The 11,104-nt window shown below is 71.4% G+C and carries 15 protein-coding genes and 1 pseudogene; 12 read left to right on the top strand and 4 right to left on the bottom strand.

The window, feature by feature from the left end; translation table 11 throughout:
* From ACRDSK_RS04940 to ACRDSK_RS04915, 6 genes and pseudogenes are all read left to right on the top strand, one after another.
* Positions 1 to 1,118: pseudogene (locus ACRDSK_RS04940) on the top strand (hypothetical protein); the annotation flags it as partial.
* Positions 1,115 to 1,552 carry a roadblock/LC7 domain-containing protein gene (locus tag ACRDSK_RS04935; RefSeq protein ID WP_431438703.1) on the top strand — a complete coding sequence of 146 codons (438 nt, stop codon included), beginning with the start codon at positions 1,115 to 1,117 and terminating at the stop codon, positions 1,550 to 1,552. The pseudogene ACRDSK_RS04940 and the gene ACRDSK_RS04935, both read left to right, overlap by 4 nt.
* Positions 1,549 to 2,181, top strand: a complete 633-nt coding sequence (locus tag ACRDSK_RS04930) for a DUF742 domain-containing protein (RefSeq protein WP_431438702.1) — start codon at positions 1,549 to 1,551, stop codon at positions 2,179 to 2,181. The genes ACRDSK_RS04935 and ACRDSK_RS04930 overlap by 4 nt, the downstream gene beginning before the upstream one ends.
* Positions 2,162 to 2,773: a GTP-binding protein gene (locus ACRDSK_RS04925; protein WP_431438701.1), complete on the top strand. Its 612-nt coding sequence runs from the start codon at positions 2,162 to 2,164 to the stop codon at positions 2,771 to 2,773. Before ACRDSK_RS04930 ends, ACRDSK_RS04925 begins: the two co-directional genes overlap by 20 nt.
* A gap of 26 nt (positions 2,774 to 2,799) precedes the next feature.
* Positions 2,800 to 3,951: an acyl-CoA dehydrogenase family protein gene (locus tag ACRDSK_RS04920; RefSeq protein WP_431438700.1), complete on the top strand. Its 1,152-nt coding sequence runs from the start codon at positions 2,800 to 2,802 to the stop codon at positions 3,949 to 3,951.
* 4 nt (positions 3,952 to 3,955) lie between these two features.
* On the top strand, positions 3,956 to 4,651 hold the full coding sequence (locus ACRDSK_RS04915; protein ID WP_431438699.1) for a hypothetical protein: 696 nt from the start codon (positions 3,956 to 3,958) through the stop codon (positions 4,649 to 4,651).
* A 21-nt stretch (positions 4,652 to 4,672) separates the two neighbouring features.
* Here ACRDSK_RS04915 and ACRDSK_RS04910 read toward each other — a convergent pair whose 3' ends face one another.
* Complete coding sequence (locus ACRDSK_RS04910; protein ID WP_431438698.1) at positions 4,673 to 5,065, bottom strand: VOC family protein; 393 nt, start codon at positions 5,063 to 5,065, stop codon at positions 4,673 to 4,675.
* 10 nt (positions 5,066 to 5,075) lie between these two features.
* A complete protein-coding gene (locus ACRDSK_RS04905) occupies positions 5,076 to 5,909 on the bottom strand; it encodes a helix-turn-helix domain-containing protein (protein ID WP_431438697.1) in 834 nt (277 codons plus the stop codon).
* A 108-nt stretch (positions 5,910 to 6,017) separates the two neighbouring features.
* On the opposite strand from ACRDSK_RS04905, the gene ACRDSK_RS04900 reads away from it, so the two are divergent.
* The 6 genes from ACRDSK_RS04900 (at position 6,018) to ACRDSK_RS04875 (ending at position 10,529) form a co-directional block, all read left to right on the top strand.
* Positions 6,018 to 6,716, top strand: a complete 699-nt coding sequence (locus ACRDSK_RS04900) for an energy-coupling factor ABC transporter permease (RefSeq protein WP_431438696.1) — start codon at positions 6,018 to 6,020, stop codon at positions 6,714 to 6,716.
* Positions 6,713 to 7,060, top strand: coding sequence for a PDGLE domain-containing protein (locus ACRDSK_RS04895; protein ID WP_431438695.1), 348 nt, complete (start codon positions 6,713 to 6,715; stop codon positions 7,058 to 7,060). The genes ACRDSK_RS04900 and ACRDSK_RS04895 overlap by 4 nt, the downstream gene beginning before the upstream one ends.
* Entirely contained in the window at positions 7,057 to 7,812 is a 756-nt protein-coding gene (gene cbiQ / locus ACRDSK_RS04890; protein WP_431438694.1) for a cobalt ECF transporter T component CbiQ, read from the top strand. The genes ACRDSK_RS04895 and cbiQ overlap by 4 nt, the downstream gene beginning before the upstream one ends.
* Positions 7,813 to 7,838: 26 nt before the next feature.
* The gene (locus ACRDSK_RS04885; RefSeq protein ID WP_431438705.1) at positions 7,839 to 8,582 is read left to right on the top strand and encodes an energy-coupling factor ABC transporter ATP-binding protein; all 744 of its coding nucleotides are present in this window, start codon (positions 7,839 to 7,841) and stop codon (positions 8,580 to 8,582) included.
* A gap of 566 nt (positions 8,583 to 9,148) precedes the next feature.
* The gene (locus tag ACRDSK_RS04880; protein WP_431438693.1) at positions 9,149 to 9,649 is read left to right on the top strand and encodes a SigE family RNA polymerase sigma factor; all 501 of its coding nucleotides are present in this window, start codon (positions 9,149 to 9,151) and stop codon (positions 9,647 to 9,649) included.
* A gap of 16 nt (positions 9,650 to 9,665) precedes the next feature.
* A complete protein-coding gene (locus ACRDSK_RS04875; RefSeq protein ID WP_431438692.1) occupies positions 9,666 to 10,529 on the top strand; it encodes a hypothetical protein in 864 nt (287 codons plus the stop codon).
* Between the two features lie 7 nt (positions 10,530 to 10,536).
* On the opposite strand, the gene ACRDSK_RS04870 is transcribed toward ACRDSK_RS04875, so the two are convergent.
* Positions 10,537 to 10,728: a DUF6186 family protein gene (locus tag ACRDSK_RS04870; protein WP_431438691.1), complete on the bottom strand. Its 192-nt coding sequence runs from the start codon at positions 10,726 to 10,728 to the stop codon at positions 10,537 to 10,539.
* Between the two features lie 4 nt (positions 10,729 to 10,732).
* Positions 10,733 to 11,080 (bottom strand): hypothetical protein, encoded by a 348-nt coding sequence (locus tag ACRDSK_RS04865; RefSeq protein WP_431438690.1) that lies wholly within the window; start codon positions 11,078 to 11,080, stop codon positions 10,733 to 10,735.
* Positions 11,081 to 11,104 lie beyond the last annotated feature (24 nt).

Genomic DNA, 11,104 nt, shown 5'->3' with positions numbered 1-11,104 from the left:
GCTCGGCAACGCAGCCGGGCTCCGGCTCGGCACCACAGCCGGCCTCCGGCCCGGCACCACAGCCGGCCTCCGGCCCGGCGGTCGGCCTCGACTCTGGCCGGGCATCGCGGCCGGGCTCCGGCCCGGCGGTCGGCCTCGACTCCGGCCGGGCATCGGGCTCCGGTCCGGCGGTCGACCTCGACTCCGGCCGGGCGCCGCAGTCGGGCTCCGGTCCGGCGGTCGGTCTCGACTCCGGCTCGGCATCGCAGTCGGGCCCTGGTCCGGCCGCCCAACCCAGCTTCGGCCCGGCACCACAGTCGGGCGCCGAGCAGGCGACCCAGCCGAGTTTCGGACCGGCGGGCAAGCAGGACACCGGATCGGCGCCGCAGTCGGGCGCCGGGCAGGCGGCCCAGCCGGGCTCCGCGCGGCCAAACCGGCCGGCGCCCCAGCCGGGCGACGGACCGGGTAGTCAGCCAGGTCCCGCGCCGGTTGATCAGTCCGCCGACGAGACCGGGCAGGGTTTCGGCACAGCGAACCAGTTCGGCTCCCGGCCGGAGCTCCAGCCGGGCACCGCTCCCGCATTCCAGCCGGCGAACCAGACCGGCAGCGCGCCGGTGAACCAGAACGGTTCCGCCGCGGCGAGCCAGTTCGGCTCCGGGTTGGTGCCCCCGTCGGGCAAAGGTCCGGCGACCCAGCCGGGTTCCGCGCAGGAGAGCCGATCCGGTCCCATGCCGGTGGTTCAGGCCAACGGCACTCCGCTGCCACAGCCCGGCGCAGCCCAGTCCGGCGCAGCCCAAGACGACCCGGCCCGCCTGGACCTGTCCGGTGCCGGATGGCGGTTCGCCGCCGACGTGGGGTGGCGTGCGGCCAACGCCGTGTCCACGTCAACCCCGGTGGACTTCACCTCCGGTGGCCTTCCCCGGCGCACCGCCGGGCAGAACCTGGTGCCGGGCAGCGTGAAGCCCGCCGGCGCCCAGGCCGGCGCCACGCAGACCGGCCCCCTGCGGATGGACCGCGCCGAGGAGCTGCGCGGCCGGCTCGGCAGCTTCCAGAAGGGGCTGTCCCGCGGACGGCGCAGTCTCGCCGAGCGAGGAACACCGAACGGTTACCCCGAGAACAAGCAACAGGAGAGTGAATGAGCCCGCACACCCAACCGAGTCAGTTCGGGTGGTTGGTCAACGACTTCGCCGAGCGTGTCCCCGGAGTAGCGCATGCCGTGGTCGTGTCGGCCGACGGTCTACTGCTCACCTCGTCGGCCAGGCTGCCGGTCGACCGAGCCGACCAACTGGCCGCCGTCGCCTCCGGGCTCGTCAGCCTCACCCAGGGCGCCGCACGGTGTTTCGAGGCTGGCAACGTCAAGGAGACGATCGTCGAGATGCAGGGCGGGATCATGCTGCTGATGGCGATCAGCGACGGATCCTGCCTCGCCGTGCTCGCCGCGCCGGTCTGTGACATCGGCCAGGTGGCGTACGAGATAACGCTGCTGGTCGACCGCGTCGGCCAGATCCTCACCCCTGAGCTTCGCGCCCAGCTGCAGGGCGCCGGCGGGAGGATGGTTGGGCAGCCGGCGTGACCGGCTTCTTCGGACCTGACGAGCCGCCCGACGAGGACGGCGCCGAGCCGCCGGACGAGCCTGAACAGTCCTTCGCCGACCTGGTCAACGAGCTCACCGGCGGCAAGCGCAACCGGCGCAGGAAGTCCACTGAGGACTACGGCGAGCCGGCGACCGGGCCGATTCCGAGCGCGGAGGTCGTGCGACGGATCGACTGGCCGGCCTGGCCGCGGCCCCGGCCGAGCCCGCAGCCTCGGCGGGCCTCGCGGCCGGAACTGGACGCGCTGGAGGCGGACCTCGCGGACGCGGCGGACGCGGCCATCGTGCGCCCGTACGCGTGGACCCGCGGCCGCACGAAGTCCACTATGGACTTGCGGATCGAGGCCCTGGTCACGACCAGCGAGCTGGGTGAGGACATCGATGCCCTCACCCAGACCGAGCACCGCTCCGTCGCGGTGCTGTGCACCGAGCCCCGATCGGTCGCCGAGGTCGCGACGCTGCTGGGCGTGCCGCTCGGCGTGGCCAAGGTGCTGCTGGGGGACATGGCCAACCTCGGGTTGGTCATCGTGCACAAGACGGCTACCGGTGGTGCCAACAAGGCACACCTGATGTTGATGGAAAGGGTTTTGAGTGGACTCCGTCGGCTTTGAGGCCTCTGACGAGACCGCGACCACCTCGATGACATCGGTCAAGATCGTCGTCGGCGGCGGCTTCGGCGCGGGCAAGACGACGTTCGTCGGGTCGGTCTCCGAGATCATGCCGCTGACCACCGAGGCGGTCATGACCGAGGCGAGCATGGGCATCGACGACCTCGAGGCGACCCCGCGGAAACGGACCACCACGGTCGCGATGGACTTCGGCCGGGTCTCCCTCGAGCAGGACCTGGTGCTGTACCTGTTCGGCACACCCGGCCAGGAGCGGTTCTGGTTCATGTGGGACGACCTGGTGCGCGGCGCGATCGGCGCGGTCGTGCTGACCGACACCCGCCGCCTCGCCGACTCGTTCTCGCCGATCGACTTCTTCGAGGACCGCGGGCTGCCCTACGTGATCGGGCTGAACTGCTTCGACGGCAAGCAGACCCACGGCATCGACGAGGTCCGCGACGCGCTGGCGATCGACGAGCGGATACCGATCGTGCCGTGCGACGCTCGGGACCGGGAGTCGGTGAAGCAGACGCTCATCACGATGACCGAGTACTCGCTGCAGCAATGGGTCGCCATCCACGGAGCGGCTGTTACCTAAGCGGCCGCTTAGGTAAGGTCGCCGGCATGGATCTGTCCCTCAGCGAAGAGCAGGCGGCGCTGCGTGACCTCGCGCGCGACTTCGTCGACCGTGAGGTCGTCCCCCACGTGCGCGACTGGGACCGGGCCGAGCAGGTCGACCGGTCGATCGTGGGCAAGCTCGGCGAGATCGGGTTCCTCGGCATGACCGTGCCCGAGGAGTACGGCGGCTCGGCCGGCGACCACCTCGCCTACTGCCTGATGATGGAGGAGATCGGGCGCGGCGACTCGGCCATCCGCGGAATCGTGTCCGTGTCGCTCGGGCTCGTCGGCAAGACGATCCTGTCGTTCGGCACCGACGAGCAGAAGCGGGAGTGGCTGCCGCGGCTGTGCTCGGGGGAGTCGCTGTCCTGCTTCGGACTCACCGAGCCGGACACCGGGTCCGACGCCGGCAACCTGTCGACCAAGGCGGTGCGCGACGGGTCGGACTGGGTGCTGTCCGGCTCGAAGATGTTCATCACCAACGGGACCTGGGCCGACCTCGCCCTGGTGTTCGCCCGCACCGGCGAGCCGGGCCCGCGCGGGGTCACCGCGTTCCTCGTGCCGACGGCCTCGACCGGGTTCGAGCACCGGGAGATCAAGGGCAAGCTCGGCCTGCGCGGGCAGTCCACCGGGGAGCTGATCCTCGACTCGGTTCGCGTCCCGGACACCGCGCGGCTGGGCGAGGAGGGTCAGGGCTTCAAGATCGCGATGGCGGCGCTGGACAAGGGCCGGATGTCGGTCGCCGCCGGCTGCGTCGGGCTCGCTCGGGCCGCGCTGGAGGCGTCGACCAAGTACGCGGGGGAGCGCCACCAGTTCGGCAAGCCGATCGCGGGTTTCCAGCTGGTGCAGCAGATGCTGGCCGACATGGCCGTCGGCACGGACGCCGCGCGGCTGCTGGTCTGGCGGGTCGCGGACCTGGTGGACCGAGGGCAGCCGTTCCGCACGGAGGCGTCGATGGCGAAGCTGTACGCGAGCGAGAACGCCGTCGAGGCGGCAAACCTCGCCATCCAGGTGTACGGGGGCTACGGTTACCTCGACGAGTACCCCGTGGCGAAGATCTTGCGTGATGCCCGGGTCATGACACTGTACGAAGGCACGAGCCAGGTGCAGAAGCTGCTGATCGGCCGGTCGTTGACCGGCCTGAACGCGTTCCTTTGAGGGCATGAGCGACCTACGACAGACCGGCCACCCGGACGACACCGACGACATCGACGACCCGCCGCGGTCGCGGCGGCGGACCGCGCTGGTCGTGGTCGCGATCGTCTGCGTGATCGCCGCCGGCGTGGCGGTCGGCCTCGTCCTCGGGCTGCCCGACGACCCGGCCGAGAACACCCCGACCATCGACATCGCCCAGGAGCCCGAGCAGCAGGTGACGACCCTGTCGCTGCCGCCCGGCTGCGAGCTGCTCACCCCGGGACAGCTCGCCGGGCTCGTGCCCGGCAAGCCGACGAAGGCCGGGCGCGGGCCGGAGGTGGTGGTCGACGCCACGGAGTCGGCGTGCGACTGGGCCCTCGCCGAGTCCGACCCCGCCGACCCGCGGGCGGAACCGGCGGCGCTGTCCGTGAAGGCGACCGCGGCCCAGGACGAGGAGGCCGCGCGGTCGACGATGAGGATCAGCTTGCCCTGCCAGGGTTCGCGCCACAAGGCGATCGAGGTGTCGGGCGCGGACGAGGCCTGCCTCGACCACAGGGCCGCGAAGGCGGACGGCTCGGCGGACGTGGCGGTGGTGTCGGCGCGCTACCAGTCGCTGGTCGTCGAGGTCTCCTACCGGCGGCCGATCTGGCCGGCGTGGCGGGTCGACGACCAGACGTCGGTGACGGCCGCCGCGCTGATCGGCCGGGTCGTGCGGAGTCAGTGACCGATCGGGGCCGGTGATCCGTCAGGGCCGGTAGGTCCCGAACGACCACAGGTTGCCCTCGGGATCGCGTGCGGCGTACTCGTGCGAGCCGTAGTCCATGTGCTGGAGATCCATGACGATCGTGGCGCCGGCCGCCTTCGCGCGCTCGAAGTGCGCCTGCGGGTCGTCGACCACGAGGTAGATGCAGATCGGCGAGGCGAGCGGGTCGGCGGCGGCCCCGCCGAGCCAGCCGGCCTCGCGTGGGCCGCTGACCATGATCATGTCGCTGGCCTCGTCGCTGCCGGCGCGCAGCTCGGCGTGGGTGACCTTGCCCGCGTCGTCGCGGTGGATGTTGTGCTCGGTGAAGCCGAACGCCTCGGCGAGCCAGGCCACGGCGGCGTCCGGGTCCTCGTAGCGCATCGCTGGAATGATCATGTGCAAGACGCTAATCCGCCGGCACCCAGGCGTATTGGACGGATGTGACCTCCTGCGCGAGCCGCTGCGGGAGCCGGCCGAGGTAATCGGTCGGCGTGGTGCCGGCGAACTCGCGGAAGTCCCGGTTCATGTGCGCCTGGTCGTAGTACCCGCACTCGGCGGCGATCCGCGACCACTCCGCCTGGCCCGCTCGCCCGACGCGGCGCAGCAGGCCCTCGAACCGGATGATCCGCGCGACGGTCTTCGGTGGCAGGCCGACCTGCTGGCGGAACCGGGTCACCAGGTGCCGGCGGCTCCAGCCGATCTCGTGGGCCAGCGCGCCGATCGGCTCGGCCCCGCCGGTTTCGACCAGCCGTCGCCACGCCCACGCCACCTCGTTCGCCGGCGCCGGGCCGCGGCCGGCGCGGTCGGCGAGGAACGTGTCGAGCACGGCGAACCGGTCGGCCCAGCCGGGCGTGTTCGCGAGCCGCTCGGTCAGCCGGTCGCCGTCCGGGCCGAGCACCGCGGCAAGCTCGACGACCTGGCCCGCCAGCTCGTCCATGGGCACGCCCAGCAGTGTGTACGCGCCGAGCGGGGTCAGCTTGAGGTCGACGCATTCGATCGCGCCGAACTGCTCGACGACGTCGGGGGTGTCGGACAGGCCGGTGGCGAACGCGCCGGGCAGCCCGCCGAACGCGGCGCCGGTGTTGACGATCACGGTGACGGTCGGGGTCGGCGTGGCGAGCCAGCGCTCACCCTCCGTGGCCGGTTGGGTGAAGCCGAGGTAGTTCCTGGTCAGCAGTCCGCGCACCGGCTCGCTCGGCCGGCGCTCGGCGTAGCTCAACGCGGGGGCCGCCGTGCTCACGTCACCGATCGTAGGCTTCGTCGCAAATTCCACTTTGTTGCAAACCTCTGGCGATAGGGCTACGAAGCTCATACTGTGAAACTCGTGTCCTCCCCAGTAGCCATGCACATGAGCGATGGCCTCATCGACGCTCCCACCTCGATGATCTTCGGCGGTGTGGCGGTGCTCGGCGTGGCGGCAGCACTCGTCGGCGCCCGGCGCGACCTCGACGACCGGACGGCGCCGATGGCAGGCCTCGTCGCGGCGTTCGTGTTCGCCACTCAGATGATCAACTTCCCGATTCTGCCCGGTGTGAGCGGCCATCTGCTCGGTGGCGCGCTCGCCGCGATCCTCGCCGGACCGTGGGTCGGCGCGCTGTGCGTGAGCATCGTGCTCGTGGTGCAGGCACTGGTGTTCGCCGACGGCGGGCTGACCGCGCTCGGCGCGAACATCACGAACATGGCGTTCATCGGCTTGCTCGCCGGGTTCGCGGTCGCGGTCGCGCTGCGCCGGTTCGCCACCCGCGGTCGGTACGGGCTCGCGGCGGTCGCCTTCCTGGCGGCGTTCGTCAACACCGTCGTCGCGTCGTTGGGCTTCGTGCTGGAGTTCGCGATCGGCGGCGACCCGGCGTTCTCGCTCGGCGCGGTCACCGGGACGATGCTCGGCCTGCACGCCCTGATCGGGATCGGTGAGGGCGTGATCACGGCGCTGACCGTGACCGCGGTGGCCGCCTCCCGGCCGGACCTGGTGTATCTGCTGCGTGGCACGGCGAGGCCGCTGGAGCTGCGCGACTCACCGGTCGCCGCGCCCGAGAGGAGCGCGTCGTGAAGCGGCTGTGGTTGTTCTTCGCCGGGTTCGCCCTGGTGGCGCTGGTGATCGCGGGCGCGCTGTCGTACTTCGCCGACTCCAACCCGGACGGCCTGGACTCCGCCACGATCGAGGGGTGCGAGGTGGTCGAGACGGATGCCGGTGAGGAACTGCGCGGCGACTGCATCGCGCGCAACGCGGGCGAGCACGGCATGGCCGACAGCCCGCTGGCCGACTACGCGGTGGGCGGTGACTCGGGGTTCACCGGCCTCGCCGGCGTGCTCGGGGTGCTGGCCACGTTCGTCGTGGCCGGCGGGCTGTTCTGGTTGCTGCGGCCCCGTTCCCGTTCCCGCTCTCGGTCATGAGCGCCACGCATGTGCTGCACCGGCAGGGCACCTCGGCGGTGCACCGGCTGCCGGCACAGGTGAAGATCGTCGCCGCGCTGCTCGGCGTGATCTGCGTGGTGGCGACGCCTCGCACGGAGTTCTGGGCGTTCGGGCTGTATCTGTTGCTGCTGTTGGGCATCTGGGCGGTGGCCCGGGTGCCGGTCGGGCACTTCGTGCGCCGGGCGGTGATCGAGGTGCCGTTCGTGGTGATCGCGTTGGTGATGCCGTTCCTGGGTGGCGGGCCGCGGTTCGAGCTCCTCGGGCTGAGCCTGTCCGAGCCGGGTGCGCTCGCGGGTTGGAACATCCTCGCGAAGGGCACGATCGGCGTGCTGGCGTCGCTGACGCTGGCGGCGACGACGACCCCGCGCGAGCTGATCGTCGGCCTGCAGCGGCTGCGCGTGCCGGCGGCGCTGACGACGATCGCGACCCTGATGCTGCGCTACCTCGAGGTGATCGTCGCGGAGGCCCGGCGGATGCGTACGGCCCGCATCTCGCGCGGCCACGACCCGCGGTTCCTGTGGCAGGTCGGCGCGACGGCGCGGGGGATCGGCGCGCTGTTCGTGCGCAGCTACGAGCGGGGGGAGCGGGTGCACCTGGCGATGGTGTCCCGAGGCTGGACCGGCACGATGCCCGATGCCGGCGGGGTTGCCGCGCCTGGCTCGTGGGTCGTTGGACTGGTGCCGGTGCTGCTGACGGCTTCCGTGTTGGGCACGGCAGTATGGCTGCCGTGACGAGCGACCCGGCCCTCGATGCGCCGGTGACCGATCTTCGGCCGCCGGCGCTGCTCGTCGAGCGGCTGGCGTATGCGTACCCGTCCGGGCACCAGGCGCTGTACGGGATCGACCTGCGGGTGGAGCCGGGGGAGCGGGTGGCCGTGCTCGGCCCGAACGGTGCCGGCAAGACCACGCTCGTGCTGCATCTGAACGGTGTGCTGTCCGGTGGTGCGGGACGGATCTCGGTGGCGGGCCTGCAGGTGTCGAAGTCCACGCTGCGCGAGGTGCGGCGGCGGGTGGGGATCGTGTTCCAGGATCCCGACGACCAGCTGTTCATGCCGACGGTCGGCGAGGACGTGGCGTTCGGCCCGGCGAACTTCGGCCTGTCCGGTGCGGCGCTCTCCGTTCGCGTGCGCTCGGCGCTGGATGCCGTCGGCATGGTTGCGCATCTGGACCGCTCGCCCATGCACCTGTCCGGCGGGCAGCGCCGACGGGTGGCGCTCGCGACGGTGCTGGCCTGTGACCCGGAGATCCTGGTTCTGGACGAGCCGTCGGCGAACCTGGAGCCGGTCGCTCGTCGCGAGCTGGCGGAGGTCCTGCTCGGTCTCGACCGGACGATGCTGATGGTCACTCACGACTTGCCGTACGCCCTGCAGCTGTGCCCGCGCAGCGTCCTGATCGACGATGGCCTGATCGTCGCGGACGGGCCGACGCGAGAGTTGCTCGCGGACGCGGACCTGCTGGCCGCCCACCGGCTCGAGCTGCCCTTCGGCTTCCGGCTGGACTGAATCAGCTCCCTCGCCACCGTCGCCCTCGAAAGCGAGCACTGCTCTCGCAAGCAGTTTGCTCGTGGGTGAGCGCTGCTCTCGCGAACGGGCGGTACGCGCGAGCGGCGTGCTGGTGGGTGAGCGGCGCTCTCTCGGGAGTTGCGTGTCTGGTGGGGTGAGCAGGGCTCTCGCGCGGGTTCGCGTGCCGGTGGGTGAGCGGTGCTCTCTCGGAAGCGGCGTGTCTGGGGTGTGAGCGGTGCTCTCGCGCGGGTGCGCGTGCTGGTCGGTGAAGCGCTGCTCTCGCAACCTTACGGGCTCGCGAACGTCGGTTTCAGTGACACCGAGCTGTGACCACCGAGCTGCTGGCCGACTCCACCCGCTATCGACGAGAGCACTGCTCTCTTGGAGATCGCCCTCTCTTGGAGATCGCTGCTCTGTTCGAGAGCGGTGCTCTCGGTTCGGGGGTCTGATCGTGGAGTTGGTCGGCGCTCGCCCAGTCGCTGGGCAGTGGATCAGCGCGGCGAGCAACCCGGGTGCGGTGCCGGTGCGTTGGTCATCTTGAAGGGGCGAGCACAGGGAGGTCCGGGGTGAAGGGGTCCGAGGAGGCGGCGTACCGCGAGTACGTGACCAGCCGGATGGATGTCATGCGGCGGGTGGCGTACCTGCTGTGCCGGGACTGGCACCTGGCCGACGACCTCGTGTCGATCACCATCGGGAAGCTCTACCGGCACTGGTCGCGGGTGGCGCCGAGTCCCGGCGTCGACGCCTACGTGCGGCGGATCCTGCTGCGCGTGTGGCTGGACGAGAAGCGCCGACCTTGGCGGCGTCGCGAGGAACCCACCGAGCGGTTACCCGAGCTCGAGACATCCGTCGCCGAGTTTCGGGTCGTCGACCGGGATCAGCTGCTCGACCTGCTGGCCGGCCTCCCACCGCGGCGGCGCGCCGCGGTCGTGCTGCGCCTCTACTGCGACCTCTCGGTGGAGGAGACCGCCGAGATCCTCGGCTGCTCGACCGGAACCGTGAAGAGCCAGACCGCGCGGGGGCTCGACACGCTCCGGTCACAGGCAGAGGCGGCCGCCCGTGATTAGCAACGGAGACAGGGACATGAACAAGCAACTGTTCGACGAGGCGATCGGGGAGGCGCCACCGTCCAGTGTGGACGTCGACACCGTGATCGCGCGCGGGCGCCGCGCGGTCCGCGTTCGCCGGGTGGCGAGCCCGGCGCTGGCGGCGGTCGCCGTCGTCGCGGTGGTGCTGTTCGGCGTGGCCGTGGTGGCGCAGTCCGACGGCGACGCGGACGGCTTCGTCCCGGCGAAGCCGCCGAGCAGCACCACGACGACGCCCACCAGCGAGTCGATATGCGCGGGCATGACCCCGACGGCACCGCCGCAGCCGGAGAAGCCCGCGGTGACCGAGAACCGGCTGACCGCCGTGCTGACCGACTCCGTTTCGGAGAGGCTGCCCGAGGGCGCGACCCTGGAGGCGAACCCTGACGCGAAGAACCGGGCCGGACAACGGCTCGGGCCGCTCGAGACCTACCACTGGTACTCCGAGCTGCGGGAAACCCCGGACACGTGCGTCGGCGGCGAGGACGAGTACATCTCGCGCGCGAGTGTGCGGTCGCCGAACGGCGTCGGCAACGTCTTCTTCCTGATCGCCCGGGCCGGCTCCGAGAACTACCTGGAGTGCGACAGTTCGACCGAGAACCCCGACCAGGATTCGTGCGACACGGAGACCACCCCGAACGGCGACGTGGTGATGACGACGGAGCTGGGCAGGGGACAGCAGTCCGCGTCGTATCGGGTGGACGTGCTGCGGGCCGACCAGACGTTCGTCCTCGCCGAGGTGTCGGACAAGGCCACGTCGAGCAAGTACCCCGGACCGCCCGACACGACGCAGATGCCGCTCACCCGCGAGCAGCTGAAGGAGATCGCGCTCGACCCCGCCCTGACGATGTACCCGAAGTAGCCCCCGTTCACCGAGCCAGGAAGTGCCAGCCGACCCACAGCCAGAGGGCGACCATCAGCAGCCGGCCCGCCTTGGTGGCCACCGCGATCGCCAGCAGGTCCCCGGCCGTCGGGCGGGCCGTGCGGCGCGCGTGCACATCGACGGCGATGGCGGCGAGCGCGAGCAGCACGAAGCCGGTGCCCAGCAACCAGGACAGCATCCCGTCACCTCCTACGGACGAGCAGCCAGCCGGCGGACAGCCACAGCGCCCAGCCTGCGACGCGCAGCGGGTAGATCTCCAGCACCGGGTCCATCAGCAGGCTGAACGACAGCTCGCCGAGGAACAGCGCGGCCAGCTCCCACACCGTGAAGCAGACCGCCCAGACCAGCCACGCCCGGTGGCCGGGGGTGACCGGGGCGGTCGGCCCGCGCGGGCGGCGGAGCACGGCCACCGCGACCAGCGTGGCCACGCCGGGCACCAGGACGGCGATCAGCGCGGGGATGCTGTGGCTGGTGAAGGTGGCACCGAGCGCCGCGTACGCCGCCCCGGCAAGAAGTAGCCAGGGTCGCATACCCCCATTGTTTCGGGAGCGCGG

Origin of the sequence: Actinophytocola sp. (genome assembly GCF_050699915.1) — a bacterium.
Classification (GTDB): domain Bacteria; phylum Actinomycetota; class Actinomycetes; order Mycobacteriales; family Pseudonocardiaceae; genus Actinophytocola.
This window is presented reverse-complemented; position numbering and strand designations above follow the sequence as displayed.